The organism is Brachybacterium sp. YJGR34 (assembly GCF_003347015.1).
Classification (GTDB): domain Bacteria; phylum Actinomycetota; class Actinomycetes; order Actinomycetales; family Dermabacteraceae; genus Brachybacterium.
On record NZ_PNFB01000024.1, the window covers coordinates 43783 to 63213 of the forward strand.

General features: G+C 71.8%; 21 protein-coding genes. 8 read left to right on the forward strand and 13 right to left on the reverse strand.

Annotated elements, in window-relative coordinates:
• Window positions 1-51: 51 nt before the first annotated feature.
• The 5 genes from CXH06_RS16180 to CXH06_RS16200 form a co-directional block, all read right to left on the reverse strand.
• Window positions 52-1053, reverse strand: a complete 1002-nt coding sequence (locus CXH06_RS16180) for a Gfo/Idh/MocA family protein (RefSeq protein WP_114856232.1) — start codon at window positions 1051-1053, stop codon at window positions 52-54.
• Window positions 1047-2039 (reverse strand): Gfo/Idh/MocA family protein, encoded by a 993-nt coding sequence (locus CXH06_RS16185; RefSeq protein ID WP_114856233.1) that lies wholly within the window; start codon window positions 2037-2039, stop codon window positions 1047-1049. Before CXH06_RS16185 ends, CXH06_RS16180 begins: the two co-directional genes overlap by 7 nt.
• A 129-nt stretch (window positions 2040-2168) precedes the next feature.
• A complete protein-coding gene (locus tag CXH06_RS16190; RefSeq protein ID WP_114856234.1) occupies window positions 2169-3161 on the reverse strand; it encodes a transketolase C-terminal domain-containing protein in 993 nt (330 codons plus the stop codon).
• The gene (locus CXH06_RS16195; protein ID WP_232820398.1) at window positions 3158-4036 is read right to left on the reverse strand and encodes a transketolase; all 879 of its coding nucleotides are present in this window, start codon (window positions 4034-4036) and stop codon (window positions 3158-3160) included. The genes CXH06_RS16190 and CXH06_RS16195 overlap by 4 nt, the downstream gene beginning before the upstream one ends.
• On the reverse strand, window positions 4033-4785 hold the full coding sequence (locus tag CXH06_RS16200; protein ID WP_114856236.1) for a FadR/GntR family transcriptional regulator: 753 nt from the start codon (window positions 4783-4785) through the stop codon (window positions 4033-4035). Before CXH06_RS16200 ends, CXH06_RS16195 begins: the two co-directional genes overlap by 4 nt.
• Before the next feature lie 428 nt (window positions 4786-5213).
• Between CXH06_RS16200 and CXH06_RS16205 the strand changes: the two genes are divergently transcribed.
• The 5 genes from CXH06_RS16205 to CXH06_RS16225 all read left to right on the forward strand — a co-directional run bounded on the left by CXH06_RS16205 (window position 5214) and on the right by CXH06_RS16225 (window position 9929).
• Window positions 5214-5984, forward strand: a complete 771-nt coding sequence (locus CXH06_RS16205; protein WP_114856237.1) for an SDR family NAD(P)-dependent oxidoreductase — start codon at window positions 5214-5216, stop codon at window positions 5982-5984.
• Window positions 5981-6826, forward strand: coding sequence for a sugar phosphate isomerase/epimerase (locus CXH06_RS16210; RefSeq protein ID WP_114856238.1), 846 nt, complete (start codon window positions 5981-5983; stop codon window positions 6824-6826). Before CXH06_RS16205 ends, CXH06_RS16210 begins: the two co-directional genes overlap by 4 nt.
• Before the next feature lie 160 nt (window positions 6827-6986).
• Window positions 6987-8036 (forward strand): TRAP transporter substrate-binding protein, encoded by a 1050-nt coding sequence (locus CXH06_RS16215; protein WP_157975785.1) that lies wholly within the window; start codon window positions 6987-6989, stop codon window positions 8034-8036.
• A complete protein-coding gene (locus tag CXH06_RS16220) occupies window positions 8033-8665 on the forward strand; it encodes a TRAP transporter small permease (RefSeq protein ID WP_114856240.1) in 633 nt (210 codons plus the stop codon). The genes CXH06_RS16215 and CXH06_RS16220 overlap by 4 nt, the downstream gene beginning before the upstream one ends.
• A complete protein-coding gene (locus CXH06_RS16225; RefSeq protein ID WP_114856241.1) occupies window positions 8658-9929 on the forward strand; it encodes a TRAP transporter large permease in 1272 nt (423 codons plus the stop codon). Before CXH06_RS16220 ends, CXH06_RS16225 begins: the two co-directional genes overlap by 8 nt.
• Before the next feature lie 29 nt (window positions 9930-9958).
• Here the strand turns inward: CXH06_RS16225 and CXH06_RS16230 are convergent, their stop codons facing one another.
• Both CXH06_RS16230 and CXH06_RS16235 read right to left on the reverse strand, forming a co-directional pair.
• The gene (locus tag CXH06_RS16230; RefSeq protein ID WP_114856253.1) at window positions 9959-11188 is read right to left on the reverse strand and encodes a nucleoside permease; all 1230 of its coding nucleotides are present in this window, start codon (window positions 11186-11188) and stop codon (window positions 9959-9961) included.
• Between the two features lie 71 nt (window positions 11189-11259).
• Window positions 11260-12594: an aminotransferase class I/II-fold pyridoxal phosphate-dependent enzyme gene (locus CXH06_RS16235; RefSeq protein ID WP_114856242.1), complete on the reverse strand. Its 1335-nt coding sequence runs from the start codon at window positions 12592-12594 to the stop codon at window positions 11260-11262.
• Window positions 12595-12731: 137 nt separating this feature from the next.
• On the opposite strand from CXH06_RS16235, the gene pdxS reads away from it, so the two are divergent.
• Together pdxS and pdxT are read left to right on the forward strand one after the other, a co-directional pair.
• Complete coding sequence (gene pdxS / locus CXH06_RS16240; RefSeq protein ID WP_114856243.1) at window positions 12732-13634, forward strand: pyridoxal 5'-phosphate synthase lyase subunit PdxS; 903 nt, start codon at window positions 12732-12734, stop codon at window positions 13632-13634.
• Window positions 13628-14227 (forward strand): pyridoxal 5'-phosphate synthase glutaminase subunit PdxT, encoded by a 600-nt coding sequence (pdxT, locus tag CXH06_RS16245; RefSeq protein ID WP_114856254.1) that lies wholly within the window; start codon window positions 13628-13630, stop codon window positions 14225-14227. The genes pdxS and pdxT overlap by 7 nt, the downstream gene beginning before the upstream one ends.
• On the opposite strand, the gene CXH06_RS16250 is transcribed toward pdxT, so the two are convergent.
• A complete protein-coding gene (locus tag CXH06_RS16250) occupies window positions 14217-14711 on the reverse strand; it encodes a flavodoxin domain-containing protein (protein ID WP_114856244.1) in 495 nt (164 codons plus the stop codon). The genes pdxT and CXH06_RS16250 overlap by 11 nt on opposite strands.
• Before the next feature lie 206 nt (window positions 14712-14917).
• Between CXH06_RS16250 and CXH06_RS16255 the strand changes: the two genes are divergently transcribed.
• A complete protein-coding gene (locus CXH06_RS16255) occupies window positions 14918-15460 on the forward strand; it encodes a hypothetical protein (protein ID WP_114856245.1) in 543 nt (180 codons plus the stop codon).
• Window positions 15461-15533: 73 nt separating this feature from the next.
• Here the strand turns inward: CXH06_RS16255 and CXH06_RS16260 are convergent, their stop codons facing one another.
• From CXH06_RS16260 to CXH06_RS16280, 5 genes are all read right to left on the reverse strand, one after another.
• Window positions 15534-16934, reverse strand: coding sequence for an APC family permease (locus CXH06_RS16260; protein ID WP_114856246.1), 1401 nt, complete (start codon window positions 16932-16934; stop codon window positions 15534-15536).
• Between the two features lie 151 nt (window positions 16935-17085).
• Entirely contained in the window at window positions 17086-17973 is an 888-nt protein-coding gene (locus CXH06_RS16265) for an SRPBCC family protein (RefSeq protein ID WP_114856247.1), read from the reverse strand.
• Window positions 17970-18290: a helix-turn-helix transcriptional regulator gene (locus CXH06_RS16270; protein WP_114856248.1), complete on the reverse strand. Its 321-nt coding sequence runs from the start codon at window positions 18288-18290 to the stop codon at window positions 17970-17972. Before CXH06_RS16270 ends, CXH06_RS16265 begins: the two co-directional genes overlap by 4 nt.
• Before the next feature lie 73 nt (window positions 18291-18363).
• Window positions 18364-18738, reverse strand: coding sequence for a YciI family protein (locus tag CXH06_RS16275; protein WP_114856249.1), 375 nt, complete (start codon window positions 18736-18738; stop codon window positions 18364-18366).
• Window positions 18739-18835: 97 nt separating this feature from the next.
• The gene (locus CXH06_RS16280; RefSeq protein ID WP_114856250.1) at window positions 18836-19213 is read right to left on the reverse strand and encodes a cupin domain-containing protein; all 378 of its coding nucleotides are present in this window, start codon (window positions 19211-19213) and stop codon (window positions 18836-18838) included.
• Between the last annotated feature and the right edge of the window lie 218 nt (window positions 19214-19431).

Below are 19431 nucleotides of genomic sequence, written 5' to 3' on the forward strand. Positions count from 1 at the left end.
CCCCCTGGTCCTGATCCCGGAAATCGCGCACCCGGGCGTGCGCGGCCGCCGTCAGATGCTGGAGAGCGCCACCGGCTGCCCCGTGCGCACGGACTCCTGGGCGGCGGCGACGACCCGCACGGTCCGCAGGCCCACGTCGCCCGTGGGCTCGACCGCCTGCCCGTCGCGCACAGCGGCGAGGAAGGCGTCCAGCAGCAGGGCGTCGGTGTCCACGCCGTAGGCGACCCACTGCCCGGGGCCTCCGACGTGCTGGGAGAAGGCGTCGACCTGCAGCTGGCCGCCGGTGCCGAGCGCCTGCAGGCGCAGCCCTCCCCAGGTGGGGGCATCCGCCGGCTGGGACCAGGAGCAGTCGATGGTGGCGACCAGCCCGGAGCCGTAGGTCAGGGTGACCAGTCCCCCGGTCTCGGCGCCCTCGCCGGCCCGGTCGGCGTAGAGGATCCGGTTCGTCACGGCATGGACGGTGAGCGGCTCGCCGAACATGGCATCGAGGATCTCGGCGAGGTGCACGGTGTGGTCCACGAGGGAGCCGCCGCCGGCCAGCTCGACGTCCGTGAACCAGTCGCGGGCCAGCGGCAGCATGCCGTTGTTGGTGCCGGTGAGGCCGACGATCTCGCCGAGCGTGCCGTCGGCGACCGCGGTGCGCATCGCCTCAACCGCCGGGGAGAAGTGCACCGGGAAGGCGGTCATGAGCACCACGCCGGCCTCACGGCAGGCGGCGACCATCGCCTCGGCGTCGGCGACGGTGGTGGCCAGCGGCTTCTCGCACAGCACGTGCACGCCGCGGCGGGCGGCCTCCAGCACGAGCTCCCGGTGGTGCGCGTTGGCGCTGGTGACCACGATGGCGTCGGGGCCCTCGGGCCACGCCTCCCAGGCCTCCGCGTAGGAGCCGACGATCCGCGCGGCCACCACGTCGCCGAAGGCGTCGGGATCGGCGACGACGAGGTCGACGTCGGGCCGGGCGTCGAGGGCGGTGGCATAGGAGGTCGCGTGGGTGTGCGCGCAGCTCATGAGCGCGACCCGGAGAGGTGCGGCGGGAGTGGTCTCAGTCAGCATGCGATGCTCCGTCCGGTGCGCAGGGATTCCTGGGCCGCGCGGGAGACCTCGACGGCGACCACGCCGTCGGCCGCGTCGACCCGGGCGGGGGCGCCGCCGGCGAGCGCGCCGGCGAACTCGACGATCTCCGCGGCGTAGGGGTCGGCCAAGGTGGCGACGTCGGGCAGGAAGCCGTCGCCGCGGCTCTGGCGGGCGGCGGCGACCTCGTCGAAGGTGATGCCGACGTCCCCGGCGGAGTCGTACTGGAGACGTCCGCCGTCCCCGGCGAGATCGAAGGTGTAGCGGAAGTCGGTGCCGACCGGTCCCCAGAATCCGCGGCAGTGGCTGATCGCCCCGGAGCGGTGGGTGAGGACGGCGTGAGCCGTGCGCACGGTGGCAGTGCCGGCGGCGATCGACTGCTGGGCGTAGACGCGCTCCACGGGGCCCGCGAGCCAGATCGCCTGGTCGATGTCGTGGATCATCTGGTCCATGACGATCCCGCCGGAGAGCTCCTCGTCGGCGAACCAGGAGCGGTCCGGCAGCGAGCCGGTGCGCTCGAAGCGCAGCACCGCGAGGGCACCGACGGCGCCGGTGTCGATCGCCCGCTTCGCCGCCGCGTACTGCGGGAAGAAGCGCACCACGTGCGCGGGGTACAGGGTCCGGCCGGCGCGCTCGGCGTGCTCGAGCATCGCGCGGGCGTCCTCGGGGGTCAGCGCCAGCGGCTTCTCGCAGATCACGTCCTTGCCGGCGTCCAGGGCGGCGTGGACGACCTCGGGGTGCGCGGGGGTGGGGGTGCAGACGTCGACGACGTCCACCGCCTCCAGCAGCTCCTCGAGCGTGGCGTGGACCCTCGCGCCGGTCTCGACGGCGAAGTCCTCCGCCCCGTCATGGCTGTAGCAGTGCGTCTCGGCGCCGATCTCGCTCCATCCGGGCACATGGGCCCGGGAGATGGAGCCGGTGCCGACGACGCCGACGCGCAGCGGCGGCGCGGTGTCCTCGAGGGGCATGGCGGGTCTCTCAGTCAGGGGAGGGAGCGGGGGCACTGTCGATCCTAGCCACCTCGGCGGGAATTTCGAAGGGTGGTTGCTGAATCAATCGGCCGGGGCGACCAGGCTCCCCGCTCCCGTCACGGATCGTCACAGCATCCCGCGCACCGTCTCGCCGATCGCCCGGACGCTCACGCCGTAGCGATCCTCGAGGGTGGGCAGGGCGCCGGCCTCGAGGAAGGCGTCGGGCAGGCCGATCGAGGTGACCCTCTCCCCCAGACCACGGGAGGCGACGGTCCGGGCGACCGTGTCGAACAGGCCGCCCACCACGGAGTGGTTCTCGGCGGTGAGGACCAGGCGGCCCTTGCCGAGCTGGGCCACGAGGGCCTCCTCGTCGAAGGGCTTGATGGTGGGGGCATGCAGCACGGCCACGCCGATGCCGTCCCGCTCGAGCTCCTTCGCCGCCTCGAGGACCCGCTCGGTCATCAGGCCGCTGGAGACGAACAGGACGTCCGCGCCGTCGCGCAGGAGCTTCGCCCGCCCGAGCTCGAAGGTGTAGCCGTATTCGTCGAGCACGGCGGGCACCTTTCCGCGCAGCAGGCGCAGATAGGTGGGCCCGTCGGAGGCGGCGAGCTGCGGCACGGCCTGCTGGATGTCGATCGCGTCGCACGGGTCGACGATGGTGAGGTTCGGGGCTCCGCGCAGGATCGCGAGGTCGTCCGTGGCCGCGTGCGACGGGCCGTAGCCGGTGGTCAGACCGGGCAGCGCGCACACCAGGTTCACGTTGAGGTTCGCCTCCGCGATGTCCAGCAGCAGGAAGTCGTAGGCGCGGCGGGTGGCGAACACCGAGTAGGTCGAGGCGAAGGGGACGTACCCATCCATGGCCAGGCCCGTGGCCGCGCCGAGCAGCGCCTGCTCGGCCATGCCGATCTGGTAGAAGCGCTCGGGCATGGCATCGCGGAAGATGTGCAGGTCGGTGTACTTCGCGAGGTCCGCGGAGAGGCCGACGATGCGCTCGTCCTGCCGCGCGGCGTCCACCAGGGCGTGGCCGAGCGGAGCCGGGACGGCGCGCTGACCGTCCTTGACGAGGTCCGCGCTCATCGCGCCGGACCGGAGGTTCTGGGGGATCGTGCTCTGGTTCATCGTCCGCTCTCCTGCATCAGCACCTGGTGGCTCTCGGCCAGCTTCTCGTGGGCCACGGACCATTCCTCCTGGTCGACCTTCATGAAGTGCAGCTTCTCGCGCGCCTCGAGGAAGTCGACGCCCTTGCCGAGCGTGGTGTCCACGATGAGCACCCGCGGGCGCGGGTCCTCCGTCTCCCGCAGCTCGATGAGGTGGCACAGCAGCGCCTCGACGTCGTGCCCGTCGCAGCGGCGCACGATCCAGCCGAAGGCCTCGAACTTGTCGGTGACCGGCTCCATCGAGAGCATCTGGGTGGACTTCCCGTCGGCCTGCTGATCGTTGAAGTCGACGATCGCGATGAGGTTGTCCAGCTCGTGGTGGGCGGCCACGGCCGCGGCCTCCCAGGTCGACCCCTCACCGAGCTCTCCGTCGGAGAGCAGGTTGTAGACGAAGCGGTCGGACCCTTTGCGCTTCAGGCCCATCGCCACGCCGTTCGCGATCCCGAGGCCGTGGCCGAGGGAGCCGCCGGAGATCTCGACGCCGGGGGTGTAGGTGCGCATCGAGGACATCGGGAGGCGGGAGTCGTCGCTCGCGTAGGTCTGCAGCTCCTCCACGGGGAGGAACTTCGCCTCGGTGAGCGCGGCGTAGAGCGCGAGCGCGTAGTGCCCGATGGAGAGCTGGAAGCGGTCGCGGTCCTCGCTGTCCGGCTCCAGCGGGTCCAGATGCAGCTGATCCGTGTACAGCACGGCGAGGACATCGGCGATGTCGAGGGCCTGGCCGATGTAGCCCTGGCCCTGCACCTCCGCCTGGATCAGGGCGTACTGGCGGATGCGATGGGCGGCCTCGCGGATGCGCAGGATCCGCTCGGGGTCGAGCGGCGTCGGGGATGACGTCACGGTCGTTCCTCTCCTCGGGTGGGGGTGGTCTCTGACTTCGGGGTGGTCGTGCGGGAGATCCGGCGCCATCGGTCGAAGTGCTCAGTCATCGCGGCGGCGACCGCCTCCCGACGGCGGGAGCGCAGGGCGCGGGTGATCTCGAAGTGCACGGCGTCGCTGGCGAACATCTCCGGCACCTGGCCGCCGTTGGCCGCGATCTCCTTGCTGATCACGACGCGACGACGCTCGAGCAGAAGGTCGTGCAGCGCATGGTTCATGCCGCCCGCGACGTAGCTCATGATCGGATTGCCGAGGATCTCGAACAGCGCGAGGTGGAAGGCGTGGTCGGCCGTGAGTCCGCCGGCGAAGTCCCGGTTCGCGGAGGCATCGACCATCGCGTAGACGAGGTCCTCGAGCTCGTGGATCTGCTTGTCCGTGACCCGCTCGACCACCCGCGGGGCGATCGCCACCTCGAGCATCTCGCGCGCCTCGGCGATCTGGGCGACGCTGACCATGCCGGCGCGCAGCATCAGCTCGAACACGTTGCCGCTGCCGCCGTCGAAGGAGGGGGCGACCAGGAGGTTCCCGCTGCCCTGCACCTTCTTCAGCATGCCCAGCATCTGCAGCCCGGACAGTCGTTCCCGGACCCGGGCCCGGGACATGCCGCTGACCTCGGCGAGCCGCCTCTCGGTGGGGATCAGGGTCCCGCCCTCGGCCTCGGTCCCCTCACGGACGAGGGTGTCGAGGAACTCCAGCGTCTCGGCGTCCACCTGACCTCCTTCGGTCGGCATCGGAACGGGCGGTGCATGGCCGAGGTGAGGGGCGGGTGCCGCACCCTCGCGGCGGTGCCGTCGGCGTGGGGACGATGCAAGCACGCGGCGAGGGGGCGGGCAATCGGGACGCCCCGCGTCCTCGGCGGACCGTTCAGGAACGGTGCAGGTCATCATCGGTTCCCACCGCCACAGAATTGGTCGACCATTATTGCGCATCACGCCGTGCAGGCTGCCGCCCACGACCGCCGCCGCAGTGGTCTGACCAATCATGGGCACCTTTCATGCCTCTGAACTGCACCGATGACCTGAGGGAGGGTAAGCGCTCGGGACGAACGGTTGTCCGACCACTCCTGCGCTCACTACCGTCAGCGCCGTTCGTTCCGGGGCTCTTGGCCCGACCACACCGACGTGAGGGGAGTGCCCCGATGCACACACCGCCCAGCCCGATCCGCACCGCCGTCGTCACGGGCGGAGCAGGTCCCCGCAGCATCGGTCGCGCCACCGCGACCCGCTTCGCCCGCGAGGGCTGGGCTGTGGCGATCCTCGATCTCGACGGGGAGGGCGCCCGCACCCTGGCCTCCGAGCTGACCGCCGAGCACGGCGTCGCCGCCGCGGGATTCGCGCTCGACGTCACCGACTCCGCGGCCGTGGACGCGGTCGCCGCGGAGATCGCCGCCTCCGAGCTCCCGCCCGTCGGCGCCCTCGCGAACATCGCCGGGATCCCCTCGCCCGTCCCGTTCCTCGAGGTCGACAACGCGCTGTGGGACAAGATCATCGCCGTCAACCTCACCGGCTCCTTCTACACCTGCCGCGCCTTCCTGCCGGCGATGCTCGAGGGCGGCTACGGACGGATCGTGAACATGTCCTCGGTCTCCGCGCAGCAGGGCGGCGGAGTCTTCTCCAAGACCCCGTACTCCGCCGCGAAGGCCGGCGTGCTGGGCCTGACCCGCTCGCTCGCCCGCGAGTTGGCGCCGGAGGGCATCACGGTCAACGCGATCTCGCCCGGCGCGGCCGACACCAACATCCGCGGCAACACCACCGCGGAGTCCGAGGCGGCGCTCTCGGCCTCGATCCCGATGGGACGCCAGGCCACGGCCGAGGAGATCGCCGCGCTCGTGCTCTGGCTCTCGAGCGAGGACGCCGGCTACATCACCGGCACCACCCAGGCCATCAACGGCGGCGCGTACATCTCATGACCGCCCTCTCCGACCGCGTCGGCATCTCGACGATCTCCTTCCGTCACCGCCCGCTGGCCGAGGCGCTGCGCCTGATCTCCGCGACCGGCGCGCGCGAGATCGATCTCGGCGCGATCCCGGCGGTCACCGACCACGTGCCCGTCCCCTTCGACGGCGACGTCGCGGAGTACCGGAGTGCGATCACCGCCGCCGGGCTGCGCACCGGGGCGGTGAACGCCGATCCCGGCGACCTCAACGACCCGGCGCTGTCCGCCGAGGCGCTGACCGCCGTGATCGCCCCGCTGGTGGAGCTGGCCGGGGCGCTCGATGCGGCGCTGATCGTGCCCGCAGGCCGCGCCGACCACGCCCCGATGGTCGACCACGACGCGGACCTCGACCGCATCGCCGAGAACCTCGGACTGATCTCCCGGCTCTGCGCCGATCGCGAGGTGCGCCTCCTGGTCGAGGTGCTGCACCACCGCCGCTACGTCCACACGGTCGACGCGGCCGACGCGCTGCTGGCGCGCTCGACGCCCGAGCAGTACGGCGTCCTCTTCGACGTCTCGCACGTCGTGGCCTCGGCGGAGGATCCGCTGGACTGGGCTCGACGGCTCGGGCGCCGGATCGAGCGGGTCCACCTGCGCGACGCCACCCCGGGGGACCTGAATCTCTCCCTCGGCGCCGGCGACGTCGACTTCCCCGCTCTCCTCTCGACCCTCGAGGACGAGGGCTTCACCGGCACCTATGTCCTCGAGCTGGAGACGCACGACATCGCCGAGGCGGAGCGCGAGGCCGACGTCGCCCGCAGCCACGCCGAGATCTCCGCACTGCTCACCGGGGCCGTCGGCTCCGCGACCCGCTGACCACGGGCACAGCACCCCCGCACGCTGCCTGACCCGTCTCTCCCCGGCTCCTGACCGCCGGGAGGACCACCGTCGTTCCCCGCCGCGCCGACGTCCGTCGGCCCGGCACGCCCCCGACCCAGGGATTGCACCGTCGCTCCCTGATCCTCAGGAGGACCCCATGACCCCTCCCCGCGCCCCGGGCCGTCGCGAACTTCTCCGCGGCGTCGCCCTGGCGGGCCTCGCCGGCGCCGGACTGAGCTCATGCGCCGGCGGTGACGGCCCCCGCCGCACCGACTCGGTGCGCATCATCCTCGGCCACGGCGCCGCGCCCGGGAACCCCCGCTCCGAAGGGGCCCTGGTGTTCCAGCGCCTGGTCGCCGAGAAGTCCGACGGCGAGGTGGAGATCCAGATCCTCGGCCAGGAGTCCGTGGGCAGCGACACCGAGATGATGGTCTCCGTCGCCGCCGGCACCCTGGACATGACGATCAACTCCCAGGGCCCGTTCTCCTCGTACGTCCCCGAGGCCTCGCTGATCGGCCTGCCGTTCCTGTTCGAGTCCTCGCAGCACGCCTACGAGGTGCTCGACGGCGAGATCCAGGACAGCATCGCCGCCCTCGCCCAGGACAAGGGCTTCCACGTGCTCGGCTTCTGGGACAACGGGATGCGCGACATCACCAACTCCGTGCATCCGATCGAGGTCCCGGACGACGTCGCCGGGCTGAAGATCCGCACGCCCGACGACCCGATGACGATCGACATCTTCGGCGAGCTGGGCGCCAACCCCACCCCGATGGCCTTCGGCGAGCTGTACCTGGGACTGCGCCAGGGCGCGGTCGACGGGCAGGAGAACCCGGTGGTCAACATCCACAGCTCCTCGCTCCACGAGGTCCAGGAGCACCTGGCCGTGACCGGGCACAAGTACGAGATGAACCCCTTCGTCATGTCCTCCACCCGCTGGGAGAGCCTCGATCCCGAGATCCGCACCGTGATCGAGGAGGCCGGCCTCGAGGCGCAGCAGGAGCAGCGTCGCCTGATGAACGCGCAGAGCGAGGAGATCTACGCCGAGTTCGAGGAGATCCTCGAGGTCACGCGTCCGGACCGCTCCCTGTTCCGCGAGGCCACCCTCCCGGTGTACGAGCGCTGGCAGCAGGAGCATCCGGAGTTCTTCGACCAGATCACCGCCGCCGCGGACGCGCTCCGCGCCGCGCACGAGGAGAGTGCAGCATGACCTCTGCGTCCCCCACCACCGGGCCGGGAGCCGAGCGCCACCCGGTCATCACCGAGGAGGACCTCGCCTCCCTCGACACCTCCGAGGGGCACGACGACGAGGCCCGTCCCGAGGAACCGATCAATGCGCTGTGCGCCCGCATCGGGGGCTGGATCGCCATCGCCGCGACCCTGGTCATCATCGCGCTGGTGACCGTGGCAGTGGTCATGCGCTACTTCTTCAACGCGTCCCTTCCGATCGCGGCGGAGGGCCCCACCTACCTGTTCCCCTGGCTGATCGCGGGAGGCGCCATCGTCGCCCAGGGCAGTCGAGGGCACATCGCGGTCGACGTCCTGGTCGGACGGCTCACGGGCACCGCCGCGCAGCGGGCACAGATCGCCATCTGGGGGTTCTCGACCCTGCTGCTGGCGTACCTCACCTACCTCGCGGTGTACCTGATCCCCCCGATGGCGGCCCAGTCCACCCCGATCATGGGCTGGCCCCAGCTGGGCAGCTTCGGCGCCTTCCTCGTGATGGTCGCGGTGATGGCCCTCCAGGCCGGGGCGCGCACCGTCCACCTCCTCCGCCACGGCGTGCCCGCCGAGGGCACCCCGACGCAGGTCTCCCCGAAGGAGGACCACGATGCTTGAGGCACTCATCGCCGTCGCCGTCTTCATCCTGCTGCTGCTGGTCGGCGTCCCGGTCGCCTTCGCGATCATCGCCGGGGCGATCGTGGGGCTGTTCGCCGTGGGCTCCCTGCCCATGGAGGCCCTCGCGCAGCAGTCCTTCAGCCCCGTCGGGGACTACTCCATCCTGGCTATCCCGTTCTTCATCCTCACCGCCGACCTGCTGTTCAGCGGGAAGCTCGGTGCCCAGGTGATCGGGCTGGCCACCCGGGTCGTCGGCCGACTGCGCGGCGGGGTGGGCATGACCAGCGTGCTGACCAACGCGGTGTTCGCCGGCATCTCCGGCTCCGCCGTCGCCGACGCCACCGGCATCGGCAAGGTCGTCATCCCCTGGACCAGGCGTCTGGGATACAGCGGCGGCTACGCCACCGCGGTCAACGCCTCCGCCTCCTCGCTCGGAGTGATCCTTCCGCCCTCGATCCCGATGATCCTGTTCGCCTCCGCCTCCGGAGCGTCCGTCGCCGCCGTGTTCACCGCGGGTCTGGGCCCGGGCCTGCTCGGCGCCGCGCTGCTGCTGATCGCCTGCTGGCTGGTGGCGTGGAAGGCAGGGTTCCCGCGGGTGAAGGCGAAGTTCACCGCGAAGCGCCTGCTCATCGACCTGCTGTTCGCGACCCCGGCGATCCTGATCCCGATCGTCCTGATCCGCGTGGTGCTTTTCACCGGCATCGCCACGGTCACCGAGGTGTCCGTGCTCGCCGTGCTGTACGCGCTCGGTGTGCGGGTGCTGCTCTACCGCGACCTGACCCTTGCGCAGTTCAGGAAGGCGCTGATCGGATCCGCCTCGGCGAGCGCCGTGGTGCTGCTGCTGATCATGTTCTCCTCGGCCCTGGCGTGGCTGCTGACCATCCAGGAGGCGCCGCAGCAGCTGGCGGAGACGTTGACCTCCACCCTCCAGGCGGAGTGGCTCGTGGTCCTCGCGATGGTCCTGATCCTGCTGGTGGTGGGCATGTTCCTGGACATCTCCCCCGCGATCCTGCTGCTCACTCCGGTGATGCTGCCGGTCGCGACCGCGATCGAGATGGACGTCGTCCACTTCGGCATCCTGATGGTGGTGTCCCTCGCGATGGGCCTGTACACCCCGCCGGTGGGGACCACCCTGTTCATCTCCGCCTCGATCGGCCGGGTGCCGATCCTGGAGACGGCGCGAGCGCTGCTGCCGTTCTACGGGCTGGGGCTGCTGGTGGTGTTCGCCGTCGCCTACCTGCCGGGGCTGCTGCTCATCGTGTGAGGCCCGGGCCGGCGGTGAGGGGCCGGTGCTTACGGCGCCGGCTCCTCCACCGCGGCCTCGACCTCCTTCTGCTCCCGGAACAGCGCCGCGAAGAACAGCGTGACCACCACGGCGAGGCCTGCCGGGATCAGCCAGATGATCTGCCATCGGTGCGTGCCGTCGGCCGCGAGGAAGGCGTCGACGATCGGCCCGGAGATCAGCGAGCCGATCAGCAGGCCCACGCCGTAGGTCGCCAGGGAGATCAGGCCCTGCGCGGCCGAGCGCACCTTCGCCGGGGCGAAGCGGTCGGTGTAGATCTGCCCGGCCACGAAGAAGAAGTCGTAGCAGACGCCGTGCAGGACCAGCCCGAGGACCACCAGCCAGATCAGGGATCCGGCATCGCCGAAGGCGAAGCAGACGTAGCGCACCGCCCAGGCGAGCATGCCGATCAGCAGCGTGCGCTTGACCCCGAGCTTCTTCAGCATGAAAGGCATGATCAGCAGGAACAGCACCTCGGAGACCTGTCCCAGGGACTGCACCGCCGCGGCTCCCGAGACGCCGATCTCGTTGAGGTAGAGGTTGGTGAAGTTGTAGTAGAACGCCAGCGGGATGCAGATCAGCACCGAGGCGATGAAGAAGACCAGGTAGGAGCGGCTCTTCAGCAGGGCCAGCGCGTCCAGACCCAGGACGTCGCGCACGGTGGCGGGCCCGTCCGACGGCGAGGGCGGGGTGTGCGGGAGGGTGAAGGCGTAGACGCCCAGCAGCGCAGAGCCGATCGCCGCCATGACGAAGGTGTTCGCGAGCGCTCCGCCGGTCTCCCAGCCCAGCCAGCCGATCAGCAGGCCGGCGATGATCCAGCCGATGGTGCCGAAGACGCGCACGGCCGGGAACTGCTTCTCAGGGCTGTGCATGCGCCGGAAGGAGATCGAGTTGGCCAGCGCCAGCGTGGGCATGAAGGAGATCATGGCCAGCAGCGCGAAGGCGAAGAACGCCCCGAAGTCGTCCTGACGCCCGGCGAGGAAGAGCATGACGGCGCTGAACAGATGGAGGACGCCGAGGATGCGCTGGGCCGCGAAGAAGCGGTCGGCGATGAGGCCGACGATGAACGGCGCCAGGATCGCGCCCAGGCTCTGGGTGAGGAAGGCCAGGGCTATCTGGCTGCCGGAGGCGCCGAGGTCCGCGGCGAGGTAGGTGCCCAGGGTGACGAACCAGGCTCCCCACACGAAGAACTCGAGGAACATCATCGCGGACAGGCGCACACGCGTCAGGGGATCGAGCATGACCGGCATGCTAGTACGTGACCCATGTCACCGCCCAGTGGTGCGACCTCGGACCGTCTCGCGACGGCCCGTCAGCTCGGCGCCCGCACCGCCGCGGCGAGGTCCGCCGCCAGGGCCTCCGCCTCCTGCTCGTCGAGGTCATGGACGGTCAGCCGCAGGTGCTGGGAGGGGCTGGCAGAGGGAGCGAGGCGGAACTCCTCCCCCGTGCGCGCCAGCCAGCCCCGGCGCATGAGGCGCTCGGCGACCTCCCGAGCCGGGACGGGCAGGGGCACCCAGAGGCTCAGGCCGTCCCCGGTCGGGACCTCGAGGCCATGGGCGGCCAGCCGCTGGGCGAAGGCCTCTCCCCGCTCGGCGTAGTGGGCGCCGGCCCGCTCGATGAGGGCGAGGGCCTCCGGATCGGTCATCACGGCATGGGTGAGCCGCTGCAGCAGGTGACTGACCCAGGTGGTCCCGGGGCTCAGACGCAGCGCGAGGCGCGAGGCGGTCTCGGGGTCGGAGGCGGTGACGGCCAGGCACATGTCGGGACCGGCGAACTTGGAGACGGAGCGGATCAGCGCCCAGCGGCGATGCTCCGGTCCGACGATCGCGTGGTACGGGCGGCGGGAGAGGAAGGAGAAGTAGTCGTCCTGGATGACCAGGACGTACGGGTGCTCGGCGAGGACCTCGCGAAGCTCCGCGGCCCGCCGCGGCGAGAGGGAGGCGCCGGTGGGGTTCTGCGCCCGCGGGGTGCTCACCACCGCACGCACCCCCTGGTCCAGGGCGTGACGCAGTCCGTCGACGGTCATCCCCTCGGCGTCCACGGGCACCGGCACGGTCCGGTACCCGCCCAGCCGCGAGAGCTGGATGCTGGCCAGGAAGCAGGGGTCCTCGAGGGCGACGGCGTCGTCCCGCTGGAGGGCCTGGGCCAGCAGCCGCTCGACCGCGTCGACGGCGCCGCTGGTCAGGGTGAGACCGATGTCCTCCGCCGCGGCGGCGACCTCGGGGGTCACCCAGTCCCGCGCCCACTGCTCGAGGGCCGGGTCGATGACCGGCTCGCCGTAGAGCACGGGGCGGCCGACCGCGGCCGCGAGCGCGGGGCGCAGGTCCGGGATCAGCGCCGGATCGGGATTGCCGGTGCCCACGTCCCGCAGCGGTCCGGCGGCGGAGAAGCCCTCCTGGGCGACCCGTGCCCGCTGTGCCACCTGGGTGCCGGCGCGTCCGCGGGCGACGACGACGCCGGAACGGGCGAGGGTCCGGTACGCGGCCACAGCCGTGTTGCGGTTGACGCCGAGCTGCTCGGCGAGCGCCCGCACCGAGGGCAGGACCTGCCCGGGCTGCAGCACGTCGCGCTCCACCAGGCCGCGCACGCTGTCGGCGATCTCGGCGGCGGTGCGCCCGCTGATCTGCTGCTCGGCCTCCGTGCTCACGGGCCGAGTCTAGATGCCGGCGCTCGATCTTTGGCATACGCCATGCTATTTTTTGGCCTAGGTCAATGTGGTGCAGGGAGGGTCGACGCGACGGACGTCGTCGGCCCGCGCCGCGCGAGCGACGGGACGGGAACCCCATGAACACCGACACCACGAACACCACCACCGGAACCGGAGCGGTCAAGCGCGGTCTCGCCGAGATGCTCAAGGGCGGCGTCATCATGGACGTCGTCACCGCGGAGCAGGCACGGATCGCCGAGGACGCCGGGGCCGTCGCGGTCATGGCCCTCGAGCGGGTGCCCGCGGACATCCGCGCCCAGGGCGGCGTGGCCCGCATGAGCGACCCGGACCTCATCGACGCCATCACCGCGGAGGTCTCGATCCCGGTCATGGCCAAGGCCCGGATCGGCCACTTCGTCGAGGCGCAGGTGCTGCAGCAGCTCGGCGTGGACTACGTCGACGAGTCCGAGGTCCTCTCCCCTGCGGACTACGTCCACCACATCGACAAGCACCGCTTCACCGTGCCCTTCGTCTGCGGGGCGACGAACCTCGGCGAGGCCCTGCGCCGCATCACCGAGGGGGCCGCGATGATCCGCTCCAAGGGCGAGGCCGGCACCGGCGACGTCTCCGAGGCGACCCGTCACATCCGCACCATCACCGCGGAGATCCGCGCCCTCTCCTCCCGGAGCGAGGACGAGCTCTACGTCGCCGCGAAGGAGCTGCAGGCCCCGTACGCCCTGGTGAAGGAGGTCGCGGAGACCGGGGCGCTGCCGGTGGTCATGTTCACCGCGGGCGGGGTCGCGACCCCCGCCGATGCCGCGATGATGATGCAGCTGGGCGCCGATGGGGTCTTCGTCGGCTCCGGCATCTTCCACTCCGGGGATCCGGTGGCACGGGCCGCGGCGATCGTGAAGGCCACCGCCTTCCACGACGACCCGGCCGTGGTCGCGGAGGCCTCGCGGGGCCTCGGCGAGGCGATGGTCGGCATCAACGTCTCCGACGTCCCCGCCCCGCACCGCCTGTCCGAGCGCGGCTGGTGAGCCCGATCCGTCCGCGGATCGGCGTCCTGGCGCTGCAGGGGGATGTCCGCGAGCACCTCCGGGTGCTCGAGGACCTCGGGGCCGAGGCGGTGCGGGTGCGCCGGCCCACGGAGCTCGAGGGCGTCCGGGGTCTGGTCCTGCCAGGCGGGGAGTCGAGCGTCATCGACCGGCTGACCAGGACCTTCGGTCTGCGGGAGCCGTTGCGCGCGGCGATCGCGGCGGGGATGCCGGTCTACGGCACCTGCGCGGGGATGATCCTGCTGGCGGACCGGCTCGAGGGGGCGGTCGCGGGGCAGCTGACCCTCGGCGGCCTCGACGTCACCGTGCGCCGCAACGCCTTCGGCCGCCAGAACGAGTCCTTCGAGACGGAGCTGGCGGTGCCGGAGCTCGGCACGGTGCCCGTCGCGGCGACCTTCATCCGCGCCCCGGAGGTCACGGCGGCTGGTCCGGCGGTGTCGGTGCTCGCGGAGCTGCCGGGCGGGCGCATCGTGGCGGTCGAGCAGGGCCCGCTGCTCGCCACGGCGTTCCATCCGGAGGTCAGCGGGGAGAACCGCTTCCATCGCCGCCTGCTGGAGCGGGTGCTCAGCTCCTGAGCAGCGGCGCGATCTCCCGCGCCCAGGCCTCCACGGCCGGCAGGTCACGGAAGTCGCCCACCGGGGTGCGCAGCGACGTCAGCAGCACCCGCTCGTGCACGGGGATCCGGTCCATGAGCACCCAGCCGGGCAGGTTCTTCACCGCGACCGGCTCCAGGGCGGTCTCCGCGAGGAAGGCGTCGGTCGCCTTCTGCCGGCCCTGCTTCGCCGGATCGGAGGCGGAGCCGGAGCAGGAGAAGAAGACGAAGGGCTTCGCGGCGAGCACCGCGTGGTGCGTCCGCGCCCACGCCCGGGCGGACTTCTCCACGGACTCCACGCGCACGCCGGAGCCGAGCACCACCGCGTCCGCGGCGGCCGGGTCCGGGGCCTCGGCGACGTCGACGAGCTCGACCTCGAGCCCCTCCCGGCGCAGCGTGTCCGCCAGGGTCTCGGCGAGGGTCGCCGTCGCGCCGGAGTGGGTGGCATAGGTCACGAGAACGGTCATGGGCGCCATCCTGCCAGGGGCGCACGCCGCGAGCGCGGGACCGAGGGCCCGGGGCGCCGACCGCGAGAGCACTCTGTGCCGGTCGAGCGCAGATCACGATTCAGCGGTCATGACCGTCGGGTATCTGGATCGGTCGCCGAGGGAGGCGGAGACTCGGGGTGACGGCCGTCGCCGATCCGGCCCGGCCGCGCTCGAAGGAGGCAGCCATGAAGCGGGTCCTCTCGATCCTCGCCAGTTGTGTGCTCTTTCTCGGTCTGGGCCTGATCGCCCCGGCCACTGCGGGTGCCGCGCCGTACTGCGGCATCACCTGGGGATCGCTCCCCACGTCGGAGGCCGGGATGTCCGCGGCCCCCATCACGGATCTGCGCGCGGGCCGTCACGCCTGCTACGACCGGCTCGTGGTCGACCTCGACGGGAAGGCCGACGGCTACCTGGTCCGGTACGGAGCCGTCGAACGTCCCGGCATCGGAGGGCGCGTGGCCCTGGTCGGCGGCGCGGACCTGGAGGTCATCGTCCTCGCCCCTGCGTACGACAGCCGGGGACGTGCCACCTACAGCCCCACTCGCCCGTCCACCGCGGTGAACGTCGCGGGCTACAGCACCTTCCGCCAGGTCGCCTTCGTCGGAAGCTTCGAGGGGCAGACCACGATCGGGCTGGGCGTGCGCTCCCGACTCCCGATGCGTGCCTTCGTCCTCGACGGGCCGGGGAACGGATCCCGGCTGGTCGTCGACGTCGCCCACCGCTGGTGACCTGCGAGGACACGTTTCTCACGTCACCGCTCACCGGTCAGCACCGGCATCCCGCACCGCGGGGCGCCGGTGCTCAGCGCGTCGCGGCCGGTTCCCGCTCCGCGGTGTCGTCGGCCGACGGCTCCCCGCCGCGCGCGAGCAGCGCCCCGGCGGCGAAGGTCGCCACCAGCAGGACGGCGCACACGATCGCCGCGACCGTCCCGCCCACCATGAGCGGGAAGTTCGCGAGCGAGATCCCGAGCACCAGCAGCAGGCCCAGTCCGCCCAGCGCCGTCGGCAGCAGCACGCCCCATCCCGCGCGCTCTCCGCTGCGCAGCGCGAAGACGAGCACGGCGATGCTGGTCAGCACCATCATCAGCAGCACCCCGATGGCGCCCAGCCCCGAGTACCAGGTGTAGATCTCGACCACCGGGTCGAGCTGGGCGAGGGCGGAGACCGCCACGATGCCCGCGGTCGCGGCGCTCACCGCGAGGGAGGCCCGCGAGGGGGCGCGGTGGACGGGGTGCGCCGCGCCGAGGGCGGCCGGCAGCACGCCGCGGCGACCCAGGGTGAACAGGTAGCGGGAGACGATGTTGTGGAACCCCAGCATGCAGGCGAACATGCTGGTCACCACCAGCACCTGGGTCACATCCGCCATGATCGGCGCGACCACCGCGCCCGCGAGGTCCACGACCGCGCCGTCGGGGTTCTCGGTGACGACGCCCAGCGCGTCCTCGGCGCCGAGCCCCGAGATCACCAGCCAGGAGGAGACGGTGTAGAGCACGCCGATGAACGCCACGGCGAGGTAGGTGGCGCGGGGGATCGTGCGCAGCGGGTCCCTGGCCTCGTGGCGGAAGACGGCGGTGGCCTCGAACCCGAAGAAGCCCAGGAAGGCGAACAGCAGCCCCAGGCCGGGGGCCCCGGAGAGCGCCTCGGCGGGGCTGAAGGCGCTCGCGGCCAGCTCCCGCCCGGAGAGCAGCACGCCGAGGTCGATCGCGACCACGGCGAGGATCTCGAGCACCAGGATCACGCCCAGCACCGAGGCGGAGAGGTCGATCGTGCGATAGCCGAGCAGCGCGACGATCAGGATCATCACCGCGGAGATCAACCACCAGGGCAGCTGGATCCCGCTCCACAGCTCCAGCAGATTGCCGGCCTGGACTCCCAGGTAGCAGGTCATCGACACCGTGAGCAGGACGTAGGCCAGCAGGGCGACGGCGGCGGTGCCGCGCCCGGCACGGCCGCCGAGGCCACGGTGCACGTACGCGAAGAAGGCGCCGGCATCGGGGATGTGCGGGGTCATCCAGGTGTAGCCCACGGAGAACAGCAGCAGGATCACCGTCGCGGCGAGGATCATCAGCGGGGCGCCGATGCTCCCGGACTCCAGGACGATCAGCGGGACGTTCGCGACCACCACCGTGATGGGAGCGGCCGCGGCGACGACCATGAGGACGATCCCCGCCACTCCCAGATTGCGCGTCAGATCGGTGCTCACGGTGCTTCCCCTCCTGCATCGGCGCCGCGGGGCGCCGGGATCCGATGCCCGCCGGGCGGCGGGCGCTCAGCGGATCAGGGTACGGTCCCGCCGCACTCGTGCGGGGCGCCGTCCACCCCGTCGGCGCAGGTCGCCGCGGTGCGTCAGCGGATCACGTATCGTCGCCGGCCGGGAGCGCGGCGGCGGCGATCGCGTCGGCCCCATCGCCCCACTGCTCGAGTGCGGCCTCCTGCTGCGCCGGATCGGTCCCGGCCACGGTGAGGATCATCCTCGCGCCGTGCCCGGTGCCGTCGGTGAGCTCGAGGCGCACCGCGTCGCCCGGCTCGTCGTCGGCCGTGTCGAAGCTCAGCAGCGTGGGCGGGCGGACCTCGGTGAGATACCCGAGCACCACCTCGGGAGCCCGCGGCGCGCGGAGCTCCTCCCCGACCACGAGCACCGGCGGCTCGCCGGCCGGGGCCTCGCCGCCGCCCAGGAAGAGCTCCCACGCGGTCTGCGCGGAGCAGACCAGCTGCCGCTCGATGCGGCCCGTCCATCCGTCCGCGGTCTCCTCGAGGACGGGCCGGCCCAGGCCGAAGAGCTCGGCGAGCTCCTCGTGGCGGGCGCGCCGGGAGCCGGGGTCGATCACCTCGGCTCCGGAGAGGACGGAGGCGAGACCCTCGAGGCAGGCCTCCCAGCCGGTCGCGAAGGAGGCCGCGCCCGCCGCGTCGTCGAAGGTGTGCGTGAGCACGAAGCGGGTGCCGTCGCCGTCCTCGGCGAGCTCGAAGAGCATCTCGTCGCTGTCCCAGGTGAAGCGCAGCCGCCGTGGGGCCTCGCACTCGAGGACGGCGCCGAACTCCGCGGGGTCGCCGGCGAAGTCCGGGAAGCGCACCGCGCCGCCGCGCCGCAGCTCGATCTCCGGCGCGCCGGGGAACCAGTGAGCCAGGTGCTCCGCGGCGGTGACGGCGCTCCAGACGCGCTCGATGGGGTGGGGGTAGTGCCGTTCGAGGACGACGGCATCGCGGCCCTCGCCCCGCCGGAGCACGGGATCGGTGGTGGTCATGGCGTCTCCTCGTCCTGCATCTGATCGAGCCGGGTCCCCAGCCGGTCCAGGCGGTCCTCCCAGAGCCAGCGATAGGGCTCGAGCCACTGGGCGATCTCCGCGAAGGGCTCCTCGCGCAGCCCGTACCAGCGACGCTGAGCATCGGCCGTGACCTGCACGAAGCCGGCTTCACGCAGCACGCGCAGCTGCTTGGAGACCATCGCCTGCGGGGTCTCCAGACGCTCGGCGAGATCGCCGACGGTGGAGGGCCCCGCCCGGAGATGGTCGAGGATCTCCCGCCGCAACGGCAGCGAGATCACGGCATAGGGGGTGTTCACGCCCCTTGTCTACCGCATTCGGTATATACCAGTCAAGGTACTCACCGAGGACGGGACGGCATCCTCGTCGACGTCACTCCGGCTCCTCCTGGAGGGCGCGCACCTCGATGCGCGACTGCAGCGCGGCGGAGGCCCGCTCTGCCCAGCCGAGCGCCGCCTCCTCGTCGTCCGCCTCGATGATCCAGAAGCCGCCGACATACGCCTCGGCCTCGACGAACGGCCCCGGTGTGCGACGGGGCGCCTCGCCGGTGGCGTCGACGGTGACCGCGGTCGACGGCGGCTGCAGGCCCCCGGCGCTCACCCAGGCGCCCGACTCGCGCAGCGCGCTGTTGAAGGCCTCGACGGCAGCGAGCATGGCCTCGAGCTCTGCGGGGTCCATCTCCTGCATGGACTCCATCGTCGGCTCCTCGGCGCTGTCGTGCGGCATGGTCAGGAAGTACTGGGTCATGGGACTGCTCTCCTCGAGGGTCGGATCGGCGGAGGTGGGGATCGTGACGGGTCTCGGAGGGTGGGCGGGCAGGGGCGGCGGGCCGACGGCGGGGCCGTCAGTCCTCCAGGTACTCCTGGATCATCACGGGCGAGGCGTGGATGCAGACGATCCGCAGGGTGCCGGTCCCGGTGTTGCCGAATCGGTGCCAGGTGCGCGCGGGAGCGACGGCGGTGTCTCCAGGGCGGGCGACGACGGTGCTCCCGCCCACCGCGATCGACGCCTCGCCCTCGAGGACGTGGAAGGTCTCGTCGTAGGGATGCCGGTGCGTTCGCGGGCCCTGGCCGGGATCGTTGGTGACCAGGAAGAACGAGACGGTCGATCCGCGGCCGTCCCCCTCGAACCGGAGGGTGCGGCTGCCGGGGACGCGGATCTCCTCGGCAGGGAGAGGCCAGGAGACTCCCTCGTCCGCGGGCGTCGCTGCCGTGGTGCTCATGATGCCGGGCCTTTCAGGCGTCGAGTCGGCTCCGAGGCCTCCAGCCTCCTCCTCGCATGCTGCGCTGTCCACCCCTCTGCCTCCGGACACACGGACGGCCGGCCCCCATCCAGGGGACCGGCCGTCCAGGAACCTGCGCCGCGGATCAGACCTGCGGAACCACCAGCGAGCTGCCGGTCGCGCGCGCGGTCTCGAACCGCGCCTGCACATCCGCCCAG

Coding starts and splice junctions, on each gene's coding strand:
- CXH06_RS16180 (WP_114856232.1), bottom strand. CDS start 1,053: ATGCTGACTGAGACCACTCCCGCCGCACCTCTCCGGGTCGCGCTCATG.
- CXH06_RS16185 (WP_114856233.1), bottom strand. CDS start 2,039: ATGCCCCTCGAGGACACCGCGCCGCCGCTGCGCGTCGGCGTCGTCGGC.
- CXH06_RS16190 (WP_114856234.1), bottom strand. CDS start 3,161: ATGAACCAGAGCACGATCCCCCAGAACCTCCGGTCCGGCGCGATGAGC.
- CXH06_RS16205 (WP_114856237.1), top strand. CDS start 5,214: ATGCACACACCGCCCAGCCCGATCCGCACCGCCGTCGTCACGGGCGGA.
- CXH06_RS16210 (WP_114856238.1), top strand. CDS start 5,981: ATGACCGCCCTCTCCGACCGCGTCGGCATCTCGACGATCTCCTTCCGT.
- CXH06_RS16215 (WP_157975785.1), top strand. CDS start 6,987: ATGACCCCTCCCCGCGCCCCGGGCCGTCGCGAACTTCTCCGCGGCGTC.
- CXH06_RS16220 (WP_114856240.1), top strand. CDS start 8,033: ATGACCTCTGCGTCCCCCACCACCGGGCCGGGAGCCGAGCGCCACCCG.
- CXH06_RS16225 (WP_114856241.1), top strand. CDS start 8,658: ATGCTTGAGGCACTCATCGCCGTCGCCGTCTTCATCCTGCTGCTGCTG.
- CXH06_RS16230 (WP_114856253.1), bottom strand. CDS start 11,188: ATGCTCGATCCCCTGACGCGTGTGCGCCTGTCCGCGATGATGTTCCTC.
- pdxS (WP_114856243.1), top strand. CDS start 12,732: ATGAACACCGACACCACGAACACCACCACCGGAACCGGAGCGGTCAAG.
- CXH06_RS16250 (WP_114856244.1), bottom strand. CDS start 14,711: ATGACCGTTCTCGTGACCTATGCCACCCACTCCGGCGCGACGGCGACC.
- CXH06_RS16255 (WP_114856245.1), top strand. CDS start 14,918: ATGAAGCGGGTCCTCTCGATCCTCGCCAGTTGTGTGCTCTTTCTCGGT.
- CXH06_RS16265 (WP_114856247.1), bottom strand. CDS start 17,973: ATGACCACCACCGATCCCGTGCTCCGGCGGGGCGAGGGCCGCGATGCC.
- CXH06_RS16275 (WP_114856249.1), bottom strand. CDS start 18,738: ATGACCCAGTACTTCCTGACCATGCCGCACGACAGCGCCGAGGAGCCG.
- CXH06_RS16280 (WP_114856250.1), bottom strand. CDS start 19,213: ATGAGCACCACGGCAGCGACGCCCGCGGACGAGGGAGTCTCCTGGCCT.